General features: G+C 36.5%; 22 protein-coding genes and 1 riboswitch. Of the genes, 9 read left to right on the forward strand and 13 right to left on the reverse strand.

Annotated elements, in window-relative coordinates; all coding sequences use genetic code 11:
* Nucleotides 1–16: 16 nt before the first annotated feature.
* From TY15_RS09390 to TY15_RS09400, 3 genes are all read left to right on the forward strand, one after another.
* On the forward strand, nucleotides 17–1,036 hold the full coding sequence (locus tag TY15_RS09390) for a M14 family zinc carboxypeptidase (RefSeq protein ID WP_040204359.1): 1,020 nt from the start codon (nucleotides 17–19) through the stop codon (nucleotides 1,034–1,036).
* Between the two features lie 24 nt (nucleotides 1,037–1,060).
* A complete protein-coding gene (locus tag TY15_RS09395) occupies nucleotides 1,061–1,378 on the forward strand; it encodes a DUF3889 domain-containing protein (protein ID WP_040204360.1) in 318 nt (105 codons plus the stop codon).
* A gap of 88 nt (nucleotides 1,379–1,466) precedes the next feature.
* The gene (locus TY15_RS09400) at nucleotides 1,467–2,882 is read left to right on the forward strand and encodes a SpoVR family protein (RefSeq protein WP_040204362.1); all 1,416 of its coding nucleotides are present in this window, start codon (nucleotides 1,467–1,469) and stop codon (nucleotides 2,880–2,882) included.
* Nucleotides 2,883–2,967: 85 nt separating this feature from the next.
* Here the strand turns inward: TY15_RS09400 and ald are convergent, their stop codons facing one another.
* Nucleotides 2,968–4,101 carry an alanine dehydrogenase gene (ald, locus tag TY15_RS09405; RefSeq protein ID WP_040204363.1) on the reverse strand — a complete coding sequence of 378 codons (1,134 nt, stop codon included), beginning with the start codon at nucleotides 4,099–4,101 and terminating at the stop codon, nucleotides 2,968–2,970.
* Nucleotides 4,102–4,229: 128 nt separating this feature from the next.
* Nucleotides 4,230–5,468: a PucR family transcriptional regulator gene (locus TY15_RS09410; protein ID WP_040204364.1), complete on the reverse strand. Its 1,239-nt coding sequence runs from the start codon at nucleotides 5,466–5,468 to the stop codon at nucleotides 4,230–4,232.
* 342 nt (nucleotides 5,469–5,810) lie between these two features.
* Between TY15_RS09410 and TY15_RS09415 the strand changes: the two genes are divergently transcribed.
* The 4 genes from TY15_RS09415 (at nucleotide 5,811) to TY15_RS09430 (ending at nucleotide 10,066) form a co-directional block, all read left to right on the forward strand.
* Nucleotides 5,811–7,211, forward strand: a complete 1,401-nt coding sequence (locus tag TY15_RS09415) for an amino acid permease (protein WP_040204366.1) — start codon at nucleotides 5,811–5,813, stop codon at nucleotides 7,209–7,211.
* A 140-nt stretch (nucleotides 7,212–7,351) separates the two neighbouring features.
* Nucleotides 7,352–8,170, forward strand: coding sequence for a 5'-nucleotidase, lipoprotein e(P4) family (locus TY15_RS09420; protein WP_040204367.1), 819 nt, complete (start codon nucleotides 7,352–7,354; stop codon nucleotides 8,168–8,170).
* Between the two features lie 144 nt (nucleotides 8,171–8,314).
* Nucleotides 8,315–9,205 carry a permease gene (locus TY15_RS09425; RefSeq protein WP_040204368.1) on the forward strand — a complete coding sequence of 297 codons (891 nt, stop codon included), beginning with the start codon at nucleotides 8,315–8,317 and terminating at the stop codon, nucleotides 9,203–9,205.
* Nucleotides 9,206–9,217: 12 nt separating this feature from the next.
* Nucleotides 9,218–10,066: a TIGR03943 family putative permease subunit gene (locus TY15_RS09430; RefSeq protein WP_040204370.1), complete on the forward strand. Its 849-nt coding sequence runs from the start codon at nucleotides 9,218–9,220 to the stop codon at nucleotides 10,064–10,066.
* Nucleotides 10,067–10,136: 70 nt separating this feature from the next.
* Here TY15_RS09430 and TY15_RS09435 read toward each other — a convergent pair whose 3' ends face one another.
* The 4 genes from TY15_RS09435 to atpB form a co-directional block, all read right to left on the reverse strand.
* On the reverse strand, nucleotides 10,137–11,393 hold the full coding sequence (locus TY15_RS09435) for a DUF445 domain-containing protein (protein ID WP_040204371.1): 1,257 nt from the start codon (nucleotides 11,391–11,393) through the stop codon (nucleotides 10,137–10,139).
* 177 nt (nucleotides 11,394–11,570) lie between these two features.
* Complete coding sequence (locus TY15_RS09440) at nucleotides 11,571–12,530, reverse strand: AtpZ/AtpI family protein (RefSeq protein ID WP_040204373.1); 960 nt, start codon at nucleotides 12,528–12,530, stop codon at nucleotides 11,571–11,573.
* Nucleotides 12,531–12,534: 4 nt separating this feature from the next.
* Complete coding sequence (locus tag TY15_RS09445) at nucleotides 12,535–12,930, reverse strand: ATP synthase F0 subunit B (protein ID WP_040204374.1); 396 nt, start codon at nucleotides 12,928–12,930, stop codon at nucleotides 12,535–12,537.
* 23 nt (nucleotides 12,931–12,953) lie between these two features.
* Nucleotides 12,954–13,667 (reverse strand): F0F1 ATP synthase subunit A, encoded by a 714-nt coding sequence (gene atpB, locus TY15_RS09450; RefSeq protein WP_040204376.1) that lies wholly within the window; start codon nucleotides 13,665–13,667, stop codon nucleotides 12,954–12,956.
* A gap of 369 nt (nucleotides 13,668–14,036) precedes the next feature.
* Between atpB and TY15_RS09455 the strand changes: the two genes are divergently transcribed.
* Nucleotides 14,037–14,558 (forward strand): hypothetical protein, encoded by a 522-nt coding sequence (locus TY15_RS09455; protein ID WP_040204377.1) that lies wholly within the window; start codon nucleotides 14,037–14,039, stop codon nucleotides 14,556–14,558.
* An 87-nt stretch (nucleotides 14,559–14,645) separates the two neighbouring features.
* Here the strand turns inward: TY15_RS09455 and TY15_RS09460 are convergent, their stop codons facing one another.
* Nucleotides 14,646–14,942: a HesB/YadR/YfhF family protein gene (locus TY15_RS09460; RefSeq protein ID WP_040204378.1), complete on the reverse strand. Its 297-nt coding sequence runs from the start codon at nucleotides 14,940–14,942 to the stop codon at nucleotides 14,646–14,648.
* 350 nt (nucleotides 14,943–15,292) lie between these two features.
* On the opposite strand from TY15_RS09460, the gene TY15_RS09465 reads away from it, so the two are divergent.
* Entirely contained in the window at nucleotides 15,293–15,589 is a 297-nt protein-coding gene (locus TY15_RS09465; protein WP_040204380.1) for a hypothetical protein, read from the forward strand.
* Between the two features lie 99 nt (nucleotides 15,590–15,688).
* On the opposite strand, the gene TY15_RS09470 is transcribed toward TY15_RS09465, so the two are convergent.
* From TY15_RS09470 to TY15_RS09495, 6 genes are all read right to left on the reverse strand, one after another.
* Nucleotides 15,689–15,874: a hypothetical protein gene (locus TY15_RS09470; RefSeq protein WP_040204382.1), complete on the reverse strand. Its 186-nt coding sequence runs from the start codon at nucleotides 15,872–15,874 to the stop codon at nucleotides 15,689–15,691.
* Nucleotides 15,875–16,024: 150 nt separating this feature from the next.
* A complete protein-coding gene (locus TY15_RS09475; protein WP_040204384.1) occupies nucleotides 16,025–17,374 on the reverse strand; it encodes a hemolysin family protein in 1,350 nt (449 codons plus the stop codon).
* Between the two features lie 60 nt (nucleotides 17,375–17,434).
* On the reverse strand, nucleotides 17,435–17,836 hold the full coding sequence (locus tag TY15_RS09480) for a MerR family transcriptional regulator (protein WP_074432793.1): 402 nt from the start codon (nucleotides 17,834–17,836) through the stop codon (nucleotides 17,435–17,437).
* 188 nt (nucleotides 17,837–18,024) lie between these two features.
* Nucleotides 18,025–19,332: a hemolysin family protein gene (locus TY15_RS09485; RefSeq protein WP_040204387.1), complete on the reverse strand. Its 1,308-nt coding sequence runs from the start codon at nucleotides 19,330–19,332 to the stop codon at nucleotides 18,025–18,027.
* A gap of 185 nt (nucleotides 19,333–19,517) precedes the next feature.
* Entirely contained in the window at nucleotides 19,518–20,078 is a 561-nt protein-coding gene (locus TY15_RS09490; protein WP_040204388.1) for a GNAT family N-acetyltransferase, read from the reverse strand.
* A gap of 135 nt (nucleotides 20,079–20,213) precedes the next feature.
* On the reverse strand, nucleotides 20,214–21,344 hold the full coding sequence (locus tag TY15_RS09495; protein ID WP_042374357.1) for a histidine kinase N-terminal domain-containing protein: 1,131 nt from the start codon (nucleotides 21,342–21,344) through the stop codon (nucleotides 20,214–20,216).
* Between the two features lie 224 nt (nucleotides 21,345–21,568).
* Nucleotides 21,569–21,675, forward strand: a riboswitch (TPP riboswitch).
* Nucleotides 21,676–21,849: the final 174 nt, after the last annotated feature.

Genomic DNA, 21,849 nt, shown 5'->3' on the forward strand with positions numbered 1-21,849 from the left:
TGAATAGGAGGGTTTGATGACTAAATATGTATGTCACCTTTTATTTGTCTTTTGTCTATTTGAACCAGTTAAAGCGCATGGAGAAATTGTCACTGGTGATAAGCTATATTCTGTTGAGCTATTAGAACATGACCTTAAGTTGATTCAAACAAAATATCAACAACAAGTGATTGTAAAATCAATTGGAACCTCCCATTTTGGCCAACCAATTTGGGCAGCAAAACTTGGAAAAGGGAAAAAGAATATCGTCATTATTGGCAGCCATCATGGTCGTGAATGGATGACGAGTACTTTAGTGATGAAAATGCTTGAGACCTATGCAGATGACTATAAGGAGGGAAGAATTTGGCCTCGGTCAACAAAAATCCTTGATGAAGTGTCTATATGGTTTGTGCCAATGTTAAATCCAGATGGAGTATCGATTCAACAGAATAGGATTGATACCCTTCCGATTAAACAGCAGCGTCAATTAGTGGGCATGAATAAGGGGCAAACGAATTTTAAACGGTGGAAAGCTAATGGAATAGGTATCGATTTAAATCGCCAATATCCTGCTGGATGGAGTTCCCTTGAAAAAGTACCAAAAGTACCCTCGTATCAATTTTATAAAGGGAAAAAACCATTGGAGGCAATGGAGGTCATTGCCATAACAAATTTTATAAAAGACATCAATCCCTCGATTGCAGTTGCCTACCACACAGCAGGTAGAGAAATATTCTGGAATTATAAAAACGGGAACCATCTTCAACGAGATCGAAAAGTGGCTAAGAAAATGGCTAAGCTAACTCATTATAAATTGGCGAGACCACCTAAAGAGGCAACTGGTGGGGGTTTTACTGATTGGTTTATTACCACCTATCATAGGCCTGCCCTGACGATTGAAATTAGCTATCTGGTCGGTGAGACAAGCCCACCACTATCAGTCTTTAAAGAGGAATGGAAACGAAATCGCTATGTTGGCCTTAAGCTTGCAAAAGAGGCAAAAAAGATCCCTGTTCACACTCATAACTCTAAAGGGGATGGGGAAAATAATTAGGACTAGAAAAGCGGAGGGAAAATGATGAAAAAATATTTGATATCGGTCTTCGTGACTGTATGCTTATTTAGCCAGATTAATCTACATGGAAATGCACAGAGACCGGATTATGAAAAGTATGGAAGAATTGCCATGGCAGTAGTTAAAACCGATTTCCCAGGTGACCCAGTTCGGGATTATCGATACTTAGGGAGAAAAAATCTATCAAAGTCAACAGTCGAGGATTCTTTTCGCTTTAAGGTGCAGGAAAAAAATCAAACTTTCAATGTAACTGTACGAATCAATCACGACACGAAAAATAAAAAACTTCTTCATTTAACAGTGGAATCTCAAAAACAATAAGCAGCTTGCTTATTGTTTTTTGGCTTCTTTTTCATCATTCTTCTTTTTTCTTCATACATTGTGTTAAGAGGAAAAGGGGGAGTGGCTAATGAATATTGAAGGTCGCAAGCAACTTGAATACGCCATTAGTGAAATAACTGAAATTGCCAGCGGCTTTGGGTTAGATTTTTATCCGATGCGTTATGAAATCTGCCCTGCTGAAATTATTTATACCTTCGGAGCCTATGGAATGCCAACCCGATTTTCGCATTGGAGTTTTGGGAAGCAGTTTCACAAAATGAAACTGCATTATGATTTAGGGTTAAGCAAAATTTATGAGTTAGTCATTAACTCAAATCCATGCTATGCCTTTTTACTCGATTCCAATACCTTGATTCAAAACAAACTAATCGTTGCCCATGTCTTGGCCCATTGTGACTTCTTTAAGAATAATGTCCGTTTTCAAAACACTAAGCGCGATATGGTAGAAAGTATGGCAGCTACCGCAGAAAGAATCCACCAATATGAAATCGAATATGGGAAAAAGGAAGTAGAAACCTTTTTGGACGCGGTGTTGGCGATCGATGAGCATATTGACCCGTCTCTAATGAGACCAAAACTGTCTTGGACTATTGGGGATGATGAGGAAGATGAGGACATAGTCCATCATGTGGTAACACCATATGATGATCTTTGGAAGCTGGATGATAAAGAATCACGACAAACCATTCAACCACGGAAAAAGAAATTCCCACCGAGGCCTGAGAAGGATTTATTACTATTTATTGAAACTTACAGCAGGGAACTAGAGGAGTGGCAGCGGGATATTTTAACGATGATGCGGGAGGAAATGCTCTACTTCTGGCCACAGCTTGAGACGAAAATCATGAACGAAGGCTGGGCCTCCTATTGGCATCAACGAATTTTAAGGGAAATGGATTTAACTAGTGGTGAGTCGATAGAATTTGCGAAATTAAATGCTGGGGTAGTCCAGCCATCCAAGACAGGAATTAATCCGTATTACCTTGGGATAAAAATCTTTGAAGATATTGAAGAACGCTATAATAATCCCACAGAGGAAATGAGACGTAGAGGAGTACAGCCTGGTTCTGGTCGAGAAAAAATGTTTGAGGTTCGTGAGGTAGAATCTGATATATCCTTTCTTCGCAACTACTTAAATAAGGATCTTGTTATGCGAGAGGATATGTATTTGTTCCAAAAGCAAGGCCGGGATTATAAAGTGGTCGATAAAGAGTGGGAGCATATCCGTGATCAACTCGTGAATATGCGAGTAAATGGAGGGTTTCCGTACATCACCGTCAATGACGGTGACTATCTCAAAAACGGTGAACTATACTTGAAGCATTGGTTTGAGGGTGTGGAACTTGATGTGAAATACCTTGAGAAAGTATTGCCTTACGTCCAGCAGCTATGGGGTAGACCCGTTCATATTGAGACCATGATAGAAGATCGAAAAATGTTGTTTTCCTACGATGGGAAAGGCGTCCATCGAAAATATTTATAAAAGATAAAGCAAAAAAAACGAGGCAGCTATTTTCTTATAGCAGCCTCGTTTTTTGTTTTTAGTAGTGGGTCACCATCTCTATTATTTAAAAAGAAGCAAGTTCTTTTGCTAAGGCATCTTCTACTGTTACATAGTCATACCCAAGATCTTTTGCTACTGCTTCGTAAGTGATTTCTCCGTTGGCCACGTTCACGCCAAGGTTTAGAGCAGCATTTTCAGAAATGGCTTTGAAAACCCCTTTGTTTGCGATTTGCAAGGCGTATGGAACAGTCACGTTTGTTAATGCAATCGTTGAAGTTCTAGGAACCGCGCCAGGCATATTAGCTACAGAATAGTGAACGACCCCATGTTTAATAAATGTAGGATTGTCATGTGTTGTCACATGATCGGAGGTTTCGACAATCCCACCTTGATCAATCGCTACATCGACAATTACGGAGCCAGGCTTCATTGATTTAACCATTTCTTCGTTAACAAGCTTTGGTGCCTTTGCTCCTGGAATTAACACTGCTCCAATTAAAAGGTCAGCTTCGGCTACAGCCTCGGCGATGTTAAACGGATTAGACATTAATGTTTTAATTTGGTTACCGAAAATATCATCTAGTTGGCGTAAGCGGTCAGCACTTAAATCGATAATCGTTACGTCTGCCCCCAAGCCGATTGCCATTTTAGCAGCGTTTGTGCCAACAATCCCACCACCGATGATCGTTACTTTTCCGCGACTTACTCCAGGCACACCTGCTAGCAAGATGCCTTGGCCGCCATTATTTTTTTGCAAGAATTGTGCCCCAATTTGAGCTGCCATACGACCAGCCACTTCACTCATTGGAGTGAGTAATGGAAGTGTTCTGCTTACAGAAACAGTTTCGTAAGCAATCGCAATGACCCCTTTTTCTTTAAGTGCTTGAGCTAATCCTGGCTCAGCAGCAAGGTGTAAGTAGGTAAATAAGATTAAACCTTGACGGAAGTATTGATATTCACTTGATAGGGGCTCTTTAACTTTCATAATCATTTCTGATTTTGCCCAAACCTGTTCAGCACCTTCAATCATTTCCGCGCCTGCTTTGGAATAATCTTCATTTGTGAAACCGCTTCCAATACCGGCGTCTTTTTCCACTAGAACTGTATGACCAGAATTTATTAATGTTACAACACCTGCAGGCGTTAATGCTACACGATTTTCATTATTTTTAATTTCTTTAGGTACCCCAATAAACATATCCCTAATTCCTCCCAAATGGTGATAATATGTTTTGCTATGGCTAAAGTATAAAAGGTTTGCCAGAGAATTTCATTGTTAAGAAAGGAGAAATATGTTTATTCCATTTGGGGATTTTCACAAACTGTTCATATATCTTGATATCTTTTCAATTTTAAATCAAGATAAAGAATCATTTTTTGATTGGGATCCTTAAAATTGACATCCCCAATTTCAGAAATTCGCTTCAAGCGATAATTTAAGGTGTTCGCATGGACGTTTAAGGCCTTAGCGGTTTCATTGATATTATGATCCTTGTTTAAGAAAACCTCTAGTGTTTCGATGAGATTGCTATTATGTTTTTGGTCATATTCATAAAGCTTTTTTAACGAATAATTTTCATACTCTTCCGCTTGTCTCTTTTCTAAAATGACCTCAAATAGCTGATAAATACCTAGCTTTTGATAAGTGAAAATGTCCTTTGTTTCGTGTGGGAATTTTTCTTTAATCGATAAAACGGACAAGGTTTCTTTATAAGCTTTGTCGATTTTTTGATAATCAATATAAAGACTGCTATATACAGGCGTGATTCCGCTGACTCCATATCGTTCGCTCATTTTTACAACAAAGGTCTGTATAAATTGATCGAATTCTTGAAAAGGAACATCACTATTAGCAGCTGACACTAACAAAATTAGCTGGTTACAATCAATTGTATAGAGCATGATTTTCATTAATTGGCTGGTTTTTAATAAATAGGATATATTTTGTTCTTCTTTACTAGTAATGTTTTGCTGAAATTGGAATACAGCCACTGCAAAGGATGGAGAGGGGCTGATTTGCAATGACTGGAAGTTACTGAATATTTCCTTCTCACCCTTAAGATGTCCTGTTAAGAGCTTCCAAAAAAATTCTTGCGAATGCTCTTCTTTTTTATTCTTTCTCGTCTGAAGTTGAAGAAGTTTATTTTTTGCTGCATCTGCTGCCTTTTTTAATAAATCAAAATCTTCTTCTGTTAATATTTTGTCAATTTCGATTGCCCATATAAATCCTAGGACTTCCTCTTGCTTCCATATAGAAATTGCTACGCGATGATTAAGCCCAATATCATTCATATTTTTCACACGAATAGGCTCACGTGTTTTTAATAAAGCTGGGATCGTTCCTTCTTTCCATAATTGGTTAATGACCTTTTCAGGCACCCTCCGCCCGATGATGGTGGAAATCCTTGCAGGATCAGTACGTTCATCATGGGTACTGTAGGCAAGCAGCCGATGGTTAGCATCTTCAATCGTAATCGGACAATTCAACACATGGCTAATGAGGTCGGCAAATTCTTCTAAACTATCAAATGCTGCTTTAAAAGGATCATATTGATTAGGACTCACTGGACAACCTCCACATTGGATATATAAATAGTATAGGTGATTTTTTGCGGAAAGCTAATTTCGAAAAAGGTGGGTTTGTTTAATTTTACAAAAAAAACAGCTAAATTTCTCGTTATTTCACAAAAAAAGAATGTTCACAATAATGTTAAAATAATTTCAAGAAATGTTCAAAAAAAGAAAAATTTCAATTATTCTTAATTGGAAGCGCTAACAATAGAAACGAGAGGAGAAAAATAGTTTAGGGTATTATATAATGAAAAGTATTGTTCTTATTTTACTACAACAAAAAGGCGACAAATGGATGAGGCACTAGAAGTTTATTAATCAAGGGGAGATTAATATATGAATAAAAACGCTCAAAGCAAACAACTTCATCGCGGATTAGAAGAAAGACACATTACGTTAATGTCGTTAGGGGCAGCCATAGGGGTAGGGTTATTTCTAGGGTCGGCATCAGCGATCAAAATGGCTGGACCAGGTATTTTACTTGGATACGCATTTAGCGGGTTAATCATGTTTTTTATTATGAGGGCCTTAGGTGAAATGGCCATACAAAAACCGGTAGCAGGATCCTTTAGTAAATATGCACGTGATTATTTAGGACCTCTTGCGGGCTACATAACAGGTTGGAATTATTGGTTTTTATGGGTGGTAACCTGTATGGCCGAAATTACAGCTGTAGGTATTTACATGGAATACTGGTACCCAAATGTACCTAGATGGATTTGGGCCTTGGCAGCGTTGGTGATAATGGCTACCGTAAACTTTCTTGCTGTGAAGGCATATGGTGAGTTAGAATTCTGGTTTGCTCTCATTAAAATTGTCACGATTATTGCCATGATAGCAGTTGGCGCAGGCATGATTTTCTTTGGATTCGGTAATGGCGGAATAGCCACGGGAATTAAAAATTTATGGGAGCATGGCGGTTTGTTTCCAAACGGAATTAAAGGCGTATTCCTTTCTCTGCAAATGGTCATGTTTGCCTATCTTGGTATAGAAATGATCGGAGTCACGGCAGGTGAGGTTAAAAATCCTGAAAAATCGCTTGCAAGGGCAATTGATTCAGTATTCTGGCGCATCCTTATTTTTTACGTAGGGGCATTGTTCGTGATTATGTCGATTTATCCTTGGGAGGAAATTGGCACAAAAGGAAGCCCGTTTGTACTTACCTTTGAAAAAATAGGTATCCCTGGGGCGGCAGGCATTATCAATTTTGTTGTCTTAACAGCGGCTCTTTCATCGTGTAATAGTGGTATTTTCAGTACAGCTCGGATGCTATTTAACCTTGCTGAGCATGGTGAAGCACCAAAGAGCTTTGGAAAAATCACAAAAAATGGCGTTCCAGGAGTGGCGGTAATTGCTTCTGCAGGTGCTTTATTATTTGGAGTTGTTTTGAACTATATTGTACCAGCTAAGGTATTCACTTGGGTTACGAGTATTGCTACTTTTGGCGCAATATGGACCTGGGGAGTTATTCTATTATCACAAATCCGATATCGTAAAACATTAACTAAGGGTGAAGTGAAAAGCTTGAAATATAAGATGCCGTTATTCCCTTTTACTTCTTATATTGCTTTAGCCTTTTTAGCTTTTGTCATTGGACTTATGGCATACAATCCGGATACGAGAATTGCTCTTGTGATTGGACCACTTTTTCTAATCTTCTTGGTGGCAATTTACTATGTAAAAGGATTCCATAAAAGAGAGTCAATTACTTCTGACAATAAAAAACAAGTAAGTTAGCTTTCAGTCGTTAATATCTATAAAGCAGATGGTCCTAACAAATGGCCATCTGCTTTTGTTATTTTTATCGAAATAAGGCTTGGATTCTTCTTTTTTTCGCATAATAACAATGGGAATGTAAAAAGGAGGTTCATTTTGGAATGAAGAAGATCATTGGTGTATTCATGGCTGTGATAATGTTGTTCTCTCCTATATGCATAAAGGTAGACGCAGAACCAGCAGTTAGTCCCTCTCTAGACCTTTATAAGCAAAATACGATGTCTGTACTTTGGTTTCAAAAGTCTGGAGAAGCAAAAGCCTTATATTATCAAAGTTATAATATGGGAAGAATGAGATTGGATGCAATACTAAAAAGTTTTCCGAAAAATAATGCTCTAAAGCCGGCGATTGTGTTGGATATTGATGAAACCATCTTGGATAATAGTCCACATCAAGCATGGTTTGTCCTGAATGGAAAAGGAAAACAATTTGATTGGAATGAGTGGTTTAAGCGTGGAGAAGCAAAGGCACTTCCAGGTGCGATAGAATTTTTGCGGTACGCGGATGCTAGAGGCGTTAAGATCTACTATATTTCCAATCGCAATGAAGCACAAAAGGGAGCGGCGATAAGAAATTTAGTAACAGTAGGTGCTCCACAGGTAAACAATGAACATGTGTTATTGCAGCAACCTGGTGAAAAGGGCAAGGAGCTTCGCCGCCAACAAGTCGCGAAAACAAATGAAATTGTGCTCTTGTTTGGTGACAACTTAGGAGATTTCGATGGATTTGATGACTTAACTGTTTCCGGAAGAATTCAGGCAGTCGAACAGCATAAAAATGACTTTGGCACAAAGCTGATCGTTTTCCCTAATCCAATGTATGGAGATTGGGAGGGAGCAATTTACCGTTATAATTATCGAAGAACAGATGAGGAGAAGGCGAAGCTTAGAAAGGAATTTATGGAAATTTATAAACGTTAGTAAACGCCGCTACCATTTGGTTGGTGGCGCTTTATTTTTCCTTCTTAAAAGGAAAATAAGCATATATCCATATTTTTCGTTGGACGAAATTTGTGAATGGTAGTATAGTAGTCTGCGTAAGTCTTGGAGCTTAGGAGGACAGCTATGTTTGGTATATCATTACCTCAATCATTCTTACAGATGAATACCATTTTTATTTCAATCCTAATAGAAGCATTACCTTTTGTTACTTTAGGTGTACTCATTTCAGGTATTATTCAGATTTTTGTTACCGATGAAATGATTGCTAAAATCATGCCTAAAAATCGCATTTTAGCAGTAGTTTTCTCAACCTTTTTAGGGATTTTATTTCCGTCTTGTGAATGCGGAATTGTTCCAATTGTTAGCAGGCTTGTTTCCAAAGGCGTACCAATCTCAGCGGGGATTGCCTTTATGCTCACAGCTCCCATTATTAATCCTGTTGTCTTATTTGCAACCTATATTGCATTTGGCAGTGATTGGAAAATGCCGCTTTTTCGTGCTGTTGGTGCGGTTTTCGTAGCGATTGCAGTTGGTATTTTCATAGCCTATCGATATAAAGGGAGTCCGTTTAGGGAAGAGCATCATCACGAACACCATCACCATCATGAAAAAACAACCTTTTGGAAGAAAATTTGGCAGACACTGGAACATGCTGTGGAAGAATTTTTCTCGATGGGGAAATATTTGGTCATAGGTTCTTTAATTGCTGCTGCTGTTCAAACTTATGTGAAAACAGCTACGCTTGTATCGATTGGTCAAGGTCCTGCCTCATCGTCGATTGTCATGATGACTTTGTCATTTATACTTTCTTTATGTTCTGAAGCAGATGCCTTTATTGCTTCTTCCTTTAGAACGACGTTTTCAACAGGTTCACTATTAGCCTTTTTAGTGTTTGGCCCAATGGTGGATATTAAAAATTTAATGATGATGCTGGCAACATTTAAAAAACGACTTGTTTTTATGATTGTGGCTGCAGTGTTTGTCCTTGTATTTGGATACTCTTTGCTGTTTTAAGGAGTGATGACGATGATAAGAAGTTTGATACTAATAGGATTTACTTATTTAATTTTTCATCTGCATATTACAGGGGATATTAATAAATATATTAATATGAAGTATTCGTACCTGTCTGCAACTGCTGGTTATGCCTTACTGGCATTGACTATCGTGCAAATATTTTTAATGAACAAGGAGAAATCGGATGAAGCAGATTGTGATCATGAACATTGTGGACATAATCATTCGAAGGAAGACAAATGGTATAAAAAATTGGTAGTTTACCCGATTTTTCTCTTTCCGATTATTTCTGGTTTGTTTTTTCCGGTTGCAACTCTTGATTCCAATATTGTGAAGGCAAAGGGTTTCCACTTTCCGATTTATGATGAGAGTGAAGGTGACTCATTCATGCAGCAGCAATTTTTGCGTCCAGATACAAGTGTGTATTATGGAAAAGATGACTATGCTGCGTTAATGAAAAAGGAAAAGAAAAAATATGTTAATCAAGATGCGATTACGTTAGACGATAAGAACTTTTTAAAAGGGATGGAAACCATCTATAATTTTCCAGGGGATTTTCTAGGAAAAGAAATTGAATTTAAAGGGTTCGTGTTCCATGATCAGGAAACTATCGAAAAAAATCAAATATTTGTTTTCCGATTTGGTGTGATTCACTGCATCGCCGATTCAGGTGTTTTTGGAATGCTTGTGGATATGCCGGAGGGGACAAAGTTGAAAGACGATGAGTGGGTTACGGTGAAAGGGGAAATTTCTACGATCTATTATCAGCCCTTTAAAACCAATGTTCCCTATTTAAAAGTCGAGTCATGGTCAAAAACAAACGCACCTAAAGAACAATATGTTTTTAGAGGATATTAAAATGTGAAAAGACACCGAGACTTTGGTGTCTTTTCATTTGGCTTTCTGCGGTTAAATTCAGATAGATTGATTAAAAAAAGGCTCTAATTCCCACTAAAATTAGTCCAATTAAAAAGCCGCAAACAGCTCCATTGACTCGAATCCATTGCAGGTCTTTTCCAACATTATTTTCCACCATGTTGATCAGTGTTTTATTATCTAGTCGATCCAAATTTTCTTGCACAAGCTTGCCGATTTTGGCATGATTTTGATCAACAAAGCTACTAAGTTGCTGCTTGATCCAATTCTCGATTGAATGGACCTTTTCGGGATTTGACTGAAAGTCATCAAGCCGATTGAAAACAAAAGGAAGAACATAATTGTCCATAAACGTTGGTTCATCAACGAATGAAATCAATTTTTGTTTAATTTCCGTTAATAAATTGGAAATTTTCTCGCTTGGTTCCCATTTAAAAAGTATTTGGGCTTTAAAGTTAGTGAGTTCCTCATAGATTTTTTCATCACTTTTAATTGACTCGAGTTTTTTATGAATATGGATTAATAAATTTTGCCGATTTTGATTATAAGGGTCTTGATAGCTTGCGACCCCTTTTAAAATTAAATTTTGAATAATGTTTCCTAATTTTTCTTCGTTTACCAGGTTACTAAAGGATTTTAGCGCAAATTGCATAAAGCCATCAGCTTTGATATTTTCAACTGCCTCTACAGCCATCCCGCCAAGTTTATACTTCGTACTATCTTTTTTAGCCCATTCATCAATTTCATTAAGAATAAAATCTAAGGTTTTTTCATCGTATTTTCGATTGGTTACCTGGTCAATTAATAATGGAAGATAGTCTTTTATATCCCACTCATTTAAACGTGATTTAAGTTCTTTTTCAATCATGGGAGTTATTTTCGCGATTTCCACCTTTTGAATTAGCCCTTTAATCAAATTAAGTAAATATGTTTGAACGACAGTAGTCCGTATTTGCTGGTTGATTACAGTGAATAATTTAGTGGCGAAAGGAATGGTATCAATTTTTTTTCGGATACTCTCCTTTGTCAGCCAATCATTTTCTAGCATCGAAATAATTCCAGCGATAATTCTTTTTCGGTTCTTTGGCAGTAAAGCCGTATGGGGAATAGGAACCCCAAGTGGATGACGAAATAAAGCAGTAACCGCAAACCAATCTGCAAGTCCCCCCACAAGACCTGCCTCAAAGCCACCCTGCAGAATGCTTCCCAAAAAGGAATGCTGAAGTGGAATCGTTACGACAAAACCAATTCCCATAATGGCAAGAGAAATAGTCGCTAGGTGCTGCGATTTATTTTTCTGTTTTAACATCTTTGTACCCCTCGTTTATAAATAATTTTTACTTAGTGCTATTATCTCAATATTGCTGAAAAAAAAGCAAAAAAAACTTCTTTTTAAAACAGAATATCGTTTAAAAAAAGAAGTCCGTCATGTTTTTTCAGAATATAGGGTACGTAAGAGGCAGGGCACATTATAGAAAAATTTCTCTCAGAGTTGAGAGGAGTTCTTTTTCTTAGGTTTAATATGTGTGATTAGACCATCTAAATCAGTCATATAAAATTGTGTCTCTGGAGTTTTTTTTAGATAATGATCCTGCATTAATTGGTAATAATTTACCCGATGCTGCGGATCAAATTTTAACATCGGATATTCGTTGTGCTCCTTCACATATTGGTCGACAGCTTTTTGCACCATATCCATTTCATATGGAATTATTTTTTCACTTTCTTCAAATAAATCATAGGTTTCCTTCGACATATAAAATATTTTAGAAGGAACTCCACCAAGGAACTCAGCAATCTGTGTAAAATCGATACTGTTATCATCGTTAACAAGAATCGTTCGGTATACACCTTTAGGAAGTTTATCGGAAAAAGTTCTTACTGCTCTACGGACCTCATCGATGGTTACATCAATAACAGGGTAGTGTTGGTTATCATTCCTATCCGTAGTATTCTCAGTTTCCCTTTCTTTTTGTATAGAAGATTTAAAGTACCTTTGAACCATCGAATAAATGGTTAAGCCCCCTAAGCCTATTCCTAGAAAGGACCCAATCAAAGTAAAAGTGGGGTAGAGTTCATATCGATCATCTAAAAATGCTCCTGATTTGTATCCGAAATAAATCGATATGGCAGCGGCAATTCCAAACACCATATTTAGTGAAAGGGCTTTCATTAAGAAGCTCGAAAATTCATTCCAATGGGTATCAGGATGGCTTGCATCATTTTTGATAAATTGTGTAACCTCTTTAATCATTTCTGTAGATACTTGGTTCTCTACAAAAAAGTCTTCTAGATATTCTTCATTGGATTTATTAGCATTTTTCAACAAACAGGCTGTTTTTTCGATGGAACCTTTTGTGTAATGAACATAAATCCACTTTTCTTCCAGACCTAATTCCAGATTTTCTTCCACTCTTCCCAATTGTTTTGTAAACTTGTGTTTCATTCTTTTATGCCCCCTTAATTTGGTTATTTTGCGTATAGGAGCTTGTTCGTGCTAATGAGGATTCTTCCTGCGCCTCTTGTAGGATATGTTTTGCCTCCTCCTTTGCCTCTTGAACCAGTTGCTTTGCCACTTTTTCATTATACTTAATTAATTCTCTTGCATCTATTTTAGCTTGATGAAGAATTTCATCACTCTTCTCTAGATTTTTTTTCGCCTTCAGTTTAGAGTCTTCTGTTAATCTCAGTTGCTCTACTATCGCTTCCTTTCGTGTATCAAGAATCCCGATTAACTTTTTAAAGACTAACTTTTTTAAAATAAAAACAAGGATGGTAAAAATAACAGCTTGATATAACATAGTCCCTAATGAAATTGGAAGACCAAATAACATTAAATCACCCAAAACAGTTCAACTCCTTTCTCTATTCAGGCTAATCTGTGAGCAATATAGACCATTGTAAGTGTGACAAAGATATAAGCTTGTATCACGCCAATGAAAATACAAAATGCCTGCCAAATCAGCATTGGGATTGATACAAGTAGGCTAATAAAAATACCATGACTTACAGCACTAGCTAAAAAAGCAAGCAGAACCTCACCAGCATAAATATTACCAAATAAACGAAGTCCCAGTGTTAACGTTGTGGCGAGCTGCTCGACCGCATTCAATGGGAATAGGACCATAAATGGTTTGAAAAAACTTACAAAGAAGTGTTTAAACCCATGTAGGCGGATATCGATGAAATGAGTATAGGCGATGATCATGATGGCCAGTGTCAAGGTTACATGCGCGTCAGAAGTAGGGGATTTCCACCAGGAAACAGGATGCTCTCCTACAGTAATAATCGAAAAGGGGATCCCCATAAGATTGGCAATAAATAAGTACATTAAAAGAGTGACGCCAGTTGAAATAATAAATAAATTACTTGAAGCGACCATCGAGGATTTCATGATGTCCTTTACAAACTCTACTATCCATTCCATAAAATTTTGCCATTTGTTCGGGACACTTACTGTGGCATTTCTTGTCAATAAGTAAGCGATGAGGAAAACAATAATTGCTGCAATTGTCGTCGTTATAATGATTGATAAATCAAAGGTTAAATGAAATAATACCATCTGCGGCCTCGCATGTTCCATGATGTTCAACCCCTTTCTAAGAAAAAGTGTGGAATAGAAACAGATAGAACCGTAGCTAATAGGAAAAAAGTAGGATGCTGTCATACTCATTATATACAAAAATGTTATTATTGTAATATATTTCACAAAAATTTCTCAATTTTCTGAATTATATCATTAACAAGGTTGGAAATATTAAAAGATGATTTAGTTATCAAGCTTGTTTTTGTCAAAATAATAAAAGGGGCAGGGGTATTTTCCTATAAACTAAAGTTATGTTTCAATAATATTTGAAAGGCTTTTATTATTGAAACTTTAGTACTTTTCTTGTCATTTGTTATGATGTAAAATATTCAAGGCAGCAAAAAGACTTGTAGGGGGAAATGACAGATGAAAAAGTTTTTCTTATTATTAGCGGCGTTATCAATGGCTCTTGGATTAGTAGCTTGTTCAAGTAATGACAAGGAACAGTCAGAACAAAATGAAGCAACAGTGACTAAAGTGGACACTAAAAAGGAATTAGTGAAATTTTATATGGACCTCGGGAACAAAATTAATGCAAAAGATACTGATTTAAATGCATATATGGCGAAAGCGACTAAGGAAGATGCAAAACCTGAAGAATTACCAACAGTAGAGGATCAAGCTAAAGCTAGTGAATCTGCAGCTGCAGTCGCAACAGAGTTAAATAACATCCAAATCCCAGCTGAACTTAAAGACCAAAAGACAGACCTTGAGGCCGCATTAAAGGATTATGCAGCTTCCTACCAAATGAAGGCAGATGAACTGAAAAAGGAAACTCCGGTACTTGATGCAGGTGATGACAGCTTCGCTCAAGGGGAAGAAAAGCTTGGAAAGGTTTACGAAAGTGTAAAATTACTTCCACCAAGTTTAGGAAAACAAGTGAATTAATATAGATAGGAAAACAAGCCGAATGGTTTAGCATCCGGCTTGTTTTTATCTAATGCATGAAAATTAATTCTAATTCGTTAATGTGTTTCAGGCTATTTCCTTGTACGTAACCTTTAATTCCTCGAGGAGATCATCAACAGTTAAGTAGGTCTCTGTATCTTCAAAAAACCATACATCATTGCCCTCGACAAAGAACGTAATGCCATTTATTTCTTTTGTAAATTCAATATTTGACGGATATTCGGCTGAAAATGCAAGGCTAAACCCTTTATGCTTTTGTCCAAATCCAGCGTATTGAGGAAACAGGCGAATACTGATTGGCTTACTAATATCAAATTCCTGACTGAACCATGAAGTTGCTTTTTCATCAATTGAAATAAACATTTTTATACACCGACCTTTTCCTAGTAGATAATGAATCAAATCATAAGGGCCGAAATGAATCAAATAACCTAGTCATTATTTTTCATTCCTTATATGGAAAGAGTATAATTTTTTATCCGTTTTGCCTGTGATAATATTCACGTACATCGCACAATCGTTTTAGATTTTATAAAATGTTCATTTTTTTGCTTCAAATTGTTCACAACCTGTACTTTATATTTCAGCTGCTAGGATTTCTTTTCAAATCTTTTTATAATAAAAACAACATCGTTTATTGTTGCTGTTTTTGTAACATGTTTATAGTGAAAACCATGATAAAATGAAAGAAACCAGCAAGGGAGTTTTTGACTATGGAAAAGCAATTCGAAAAGCTATCTGAAAATGTCATGGATATAAAAAGTTTAATCGAAACATTTAATACAACATTGGATAATATTGAAAAAAGGCTGTCGAGACTAGAAAAGATGGACAGTATTGAACACAGGGTCGAAGTGAATCAAATTGACTTATCGGACATCAAGGATTCACTTCAGCGTATTGAGTCATCACAGAGCAATGATATTCAGCATCTCAATCGCCGGCTTGATTCACATTTAGTCAAAATAGCCAAAGCAGAGGAAGATATATTGATCTTAAAAACAAAGTAATAACAGCCGTTACAAATCAATAACGAAGAAAGCAAACAAGATCAGAGAATGAATCCTCTGATCTTGTTTGCCTTTGGAGATAACTAAAGGCGTGAGCGTTTACAATTTTGAGAAAAGTGCTTTGACGCCTAAGTAAAGTAAAGCAAAGGAAAAAACTAAAATGGCGAGGCCGCCAACAACAGTAAAAAACGGAGTTAAACCAGCTAAAAATGAGATTGTTGGCATATGGACTAAGGCAAAACCTGCTAAAATACAAGCTAAAAATAAGGTTGCTACTTGATTCATTTTTATCCCCCCCTTGTGCTATAGGATATGCGACAACAGACTTGTTGCTTGGTTATCTATCCATATTCATTGGTAAAAAAAATAGACCGTTAAATGTCCCGGTCTATTTTAAATAAAGTATTCAATTTTCGATTATTTCAACAAGTTTCCCTATGAAAGAACTTCTGATTGGGATACGGTTATATGTGGTATGTTGATTTCTTCAAGAGATTGTTTCGTTACTTCAATATATTTAATATGATGTTCTTCCATATCTAAAATTTTAAAGGAATAGGAATCGTGAAGGATGATGTCGCCTTCTTTTGCTTCATAATTTTCGGTCAAAATCCATCCGCCAATTGTATCGACATCCTCGTCGTTAATTTCAACACCCAATAAATCATTAATCTCACTCACTAAAACCTTAGAGTCAATAATATAATGATCTTCCTTAATTTTACGGATTTCTGGAATTTCATCCATATCAAATTCATCACGAATCTCGCCAACAATTTCTTCAAGGATATCTTCAACCGTCACAAGGCCTGATGTCCCACCGTATTCGTCCATTAGAATCGCCATATGGACACGGTCTTTTTGCATTTTTACTAATAAATCATGAATGGGAATGGTTTCTATTACTCTAATAATTGGCCGCGTATAGTTTTCCAATGTTTGAGTGGATAGTTTTTCATTTCCAATCAAATCGGTCATAAGTTCCTTGATATTCACAAGTCCGATAATATGGTCTTTATCTCCATCAATGACAGGGTATCTTGTAAACTTTTCTTCTCGTAAAACCTCAAGAAAAGTTTCTAAGGTGTCATCCTTTGACAAAGAAACCATTTCAGTTCTTGGCACCATGATTTCTTTAGCAATCCGGTTATCAAATTCGAAAATTTTATTTACATACTTAAACTCAGATTGGTTAATTTCACCACTTTTATAGCTTTCAGATAGGATAATTCGAAGTTCTTCCTCTGTATGGGCAATTTCATTTTCAGATACTGGCTTAAGTCCAAAAAGACTGGAAACAATCCGCGCTGATCCATTTAGTACCCATATGAAAGGATACATGATCTTATAAAATAAAATCAGCGGACGAGACACTAACAAAGTAATCAGTTCTGCTTTTTGAATAGCGAGGGTTTTAGGTGCGAGCTCTCCCACCACTACATGGAGAAAGGTAATAATCGCAAAGGCAATCCCAACTGATAGGATGTGTGTCGCACTTTCTGGAATGTTCATTTTTTGGAAAACTGGGCCAAGTATATGCTCAATGGTCGATTCCCCAATCCAACCTAAGCCCAAGGCAGTGATTGTAATACCTAATTGACAGGCAGATAGATATTCATCTAAGTTGGATATCACTCTTTTGGCTGAAACAGCCTTCGAATTTCCTTCTTCAATTAACTGATCAATTCTTGAACTTCTAATTTTCACGATAGCAAACTCAGAAGTTACAAAAAAAGCAGTTAAGGCAATTAAAATGGCTATAATAACCAAGTTAAATATGTCCAAATAAGTTCCCTTATCCCGTTGTAGACGGGTAAGGAGTCACCTCCCAATAATATAAAAAAATTAGCTCGTTACATTCAAAAGAGAATTCATGAGTGCAGAGCGTAGCATGCTTAGATTCTTGTTAAGCTTCTTTTTTTGATGCTCATCCAAGTTCTCTAAAATGGGGATGAGATCAAACAAATCGCTATTAAGCTGCTTCATTTGCTGTGTTACAGCACTAACATGTTTTTCCACTTCTGATTCACGGATATTCTTCGTTTTTCGCATGTCTATTTTTCTTCTAATCTCGTCTAATGGAAAGTGCAGACTCTTGCATTCTTCTATAAATTTTAAATCAGCTAAGGATTCATCTGAATAAATGCGGTAATTTGATTTAGAGCGTTCTGCTTTTAATAAGCCAATAGACGTGTAATAGTCAATGGTTCGTTTTGACACATGCGCTATTTCTGCTATTTCACCAATTCGGTAGACAGCCCCATCTTACCACCTCAACAATTATAAATTAACCTTAATTATAAAGAATTTAAACCATACAGTCAAACGTTCTAGTTGGTTTTATACGTTGATACCAACAGTTTATGGAAATTCTAATTAAATATGATTAATAGAATCCAAATATTACAAAAATTTTCTCGATGAAGAAACGTCTCCTATTCGGGGGACGCTCCGCTTTTTCTAACCTCTATAAATAATATATGGTGACCTTCAATTTCTTTTATTTGGAAAGTGAATCCATCCTTTTCAATGGTATCCCCATTATGAACATCGAACTTTTGTGTTAAAAACCAACCACCAATTGTGTCTACGTCTTCTTCTTCCAGTGTAGTACCCAAGAGGTCATTCACTTCACCAATCAGGACCTTACCATCTAAAATATAATGATCGTCCCCTTTCTTTTGGATAAGGGGGAGTTCGTCCAAATCAAACTCATCTCGAATTTCACCGACAATCTCTTCAAGAATATCTTCCACTGTAACAATTCCAGCTGTTCCACCATATTCATCTGATAAAATGGCCATATGTGATCGGTTCTTTTGTAACTTCACTAAAAGTTCTTGAATCGGAATCGTTTCAATGACATGAATCACCGGTTTTAAATAGGGGATCAACGGTTCCTCCCCGGTGCATTGTTGTTGAATACAATCCGTCAACACCTCTTTAATATTGACAACGCCTAAAATATTATCTTTGTCTCCATCAATTAGAGGATAGCGTGTATATTTTTCTACCTTTACTATGTGGATGACGTCCTCCATCGATGCATCCTTAGAGAGGGTAATAACCTCGGTTCGAGGAACCATGATTTCCTTCGCAATTCGATCGTCAAATTCAAAAATTTTATTCATATAACTGTATTCAGATTGATTGATTTCTCCGCTTTCATAGCTTTGAGAAAGGATCATTCGCAATTCTTCTTCAGATAGAACGATTTCATGCTCGGAAGTGGGGCTAACGCCAAATATCCCTGTTACAAAGCGTGCTGATCGGTTAAGAATCCATATAAATGGATACATCAGTCGATAAAACATAATAAGCGGTTTTGCAAACAGTAAAATAATTTCTTCCGCCTTTTGAATGGCAAATGTTTTTGGAGCCAGTTCGCCAATGACAACGTTGAAGAAGGTGATGATGGCAAAGGCGAGAAAAAAAGAAATAATTTGTTTTAGTGAGACAGGGATTTGAATCCATTCAAAAAGAGGGCTTAAAATCCTGCGAATGGTTGGCTCGCCCAACCAGCCTAATATTAATGAAGTAATGGTAATTCCGACTTGAGTAGCAGATAAATAACCATCCAGATTAGATATGACCCTTTTAGCGGCTTCTGCTTTTGTATTTCCCTCTGAAACTAATTGGTCAATTCTTGTCGTTCGAACCTTTATCATCGCAAATTCTGAAGCTACAAAAAATGCAGTAAAGGTAATGAGAATTGCAATAATAACAACATTCATCCAAACCATTTGACGCCTTACATGTGTAAGGCATGCCACCTCACTTACTTTTTACTCTATGTACATATAATTTCCTCTAATTCAACTTTTAGTTTTTTTCTTGGTTATATCGTCTTTATTATTTCAAAAAATATTTTGATAAGCAAATAATGACAATTTCAGCTAAAAAAAAAGCCACCCTTGTAGGTAGCAGATCACTTAACTTTAGATGTGAGAGGAGTCCATTCACGGGCTAGCATGCTATAGACAATAAGATCATGAAAATGTCCATTTAATTGTTCGCCATCTCGGAGTTTTCCTTCCATCACAAAACCAAGCCTTTCGGGAATGGCACGACTTTTTTTATTGTTCACTCCACAGCGAATCTCGATTCTGTTAAGTCTTAATTGAAAAAAGGCATAATGAAGGAGGGCTTGAACCGACCGTGTGATAATGCCATGTCCTTCGGCTTTTCGAGCAAGATAATAGCCGATACTCGCCATACTGTTATACCAATCAAATTGATGGATTCCTAAGGAGCCAACCAATTCTCCTTTATATAAGATGCCCACGTTCATTCCACTATTTTCGGCAAATTGCGTTAGCCATACGGGAATAATCGTTTCGAATTGATAGGGGGAAGTCATACTATCTACCCATGGCATCCATTCACGTAAATGGTCACGATTCTCTTCGACCAATTGATACAGATTTAAGGCGTGATGCTGTTGAAACAGCTGAAGCTCAATTTCATGATCAACCCTTAATGTAAACATATGCCTATCTCCTGATAAAAAGTTTTATTCCATCATATGCACTTCAGAGTGATATCGGGAGATGAAACAGAAAAGAAATAAAAAAATCCCTGCTTAAATAAAAGTGGGATTTGGGATAAAGACTGTTGCTTGTTATCAATCTGTTATCGTGATAGGTAAGTAAATCGAAAAAGTGGTTTTATCATGCGATGAATCACACGTTAAATTCCCTTTATGTTTTTCAATGATCTCTTTACATACAAACAGACCAAGACCTGTTCCAAGTTTTTTTGTGGTAAAAAATGGTTCGAAAATAGTTTTTCGTAATTCTGCGGGAATGACTGGACCATTATTGGAAACACTTATTTTTATATTTTTACTATCATTCAAGCAACTAGTAATTTCTATGGTCGGATTAAGCACCTCGTAATGATTTAAAACATCAATGGCATTAAAAATGATATTAATTAAAACTTGCCTTATTTCATCCGCATAACCATTCAGCGTAAAATCATCATCAATACTTTTTCTAATCTTCACTTTACTGTCAAGAATACTTGGATAAAGGAAATTTAAAACTTCTTCAATGAGATTATTTACCTTAAAATCAACTTTTTCCTTTCCGATTAATTCCTTTTTTGAAAGTAATAAAAATTGGGATATGCGAAAATTGAGCTGATCTAATTCTCCTGATATAATGTCTAAGTATCTCATATTTGGATAATCTGCCTTCAGTAATTGAATAAATCCTTGCACCGAAGTGAGTGGGTTTCTGAATTCATGGATGAAACTTGAAGTCATCTGCCCAAGAAGTGTCAAACGATCCTGGTGTGTTGAGTCAATAACCATTGTCTTCTCTTCAATAATTTTATTTTTTGCTTCAGAGTAATGCGACACGGCAAAATATAAAAATTTATCAAAGCAAAAATTAACCATATTAATCGATTCTTGTAATTGCGGCCATGAGAAGCCTGTTTTACTTAAATAACTGTATAAAATAGTTCTACCAAGATTGACATTATAAACAAAATCTCCAATGTTAATATCAGACATAACCCTTTCTTTAGATACGTGAATGGCAATTCTTTCTATAACCGATAATAATTCTTGTTTGGAAATGGTATTTATGGAAAGTAACACATTCAAAAGTGCTTCCCCATTTTCACGTATTTTCATTTTGAAAGGGTCACCTTGATTGATAAGAATGGCATCTTCCCATTCCTGAACTAATTTGTCTTTGTTTTGATAAAAAAAATCGATCAAATCCGTTTGTTCTCCCGTAAACATGTTGTTTTCCCCCTATAGGTATTCACAAAACTGATTACCATTTAATTCGCTGATGAAAGCGAAAATCCTTTTAAAAATGAAATAAAAAAATTTTCCCTCAATTGGATATTTCATCCTTTTTGGTTTAATTCTTCTTTTTAGTACAGTAAAAGATTACAACACGAAGTGATAATTTCTTGTAAAAATGTTTAAACAATAGTATATTTTTTATGGAAACAATTGAATACTTCCACAGGGGGGGCTGCTGAAGGCGGCTGAGAGTGAACGTTCGAGTTCTGACCCTATGAACCTGTTAGTTAGCACTAGCGTAGGGATGTGGTTTGCCGATATGAAAAGCAATGCAGACAATCCTCACCGTCAAGCATTGCTTTTTTTGTTTTTTATTAAGATAAGAAAGCATAAATTTTGACTTTGAGAATGGTCCAGCTCCAGGCGCCATCGGCTCGAGGTCACAAGCCAATCCGTCGAGAAGGTTAAAGAACAACCTTCCCGCCGGCTCGTCTTG

The organism is Neobacillus jeddahensis (assembly GCF_000612625.1).
Taxonomy (GTDB): domain Bacteria; phylum Bacillota; class Bacilli; order Bacillales; family Cytobacillaceae; genus Neobacillus; species Neobacillus jeddahensis.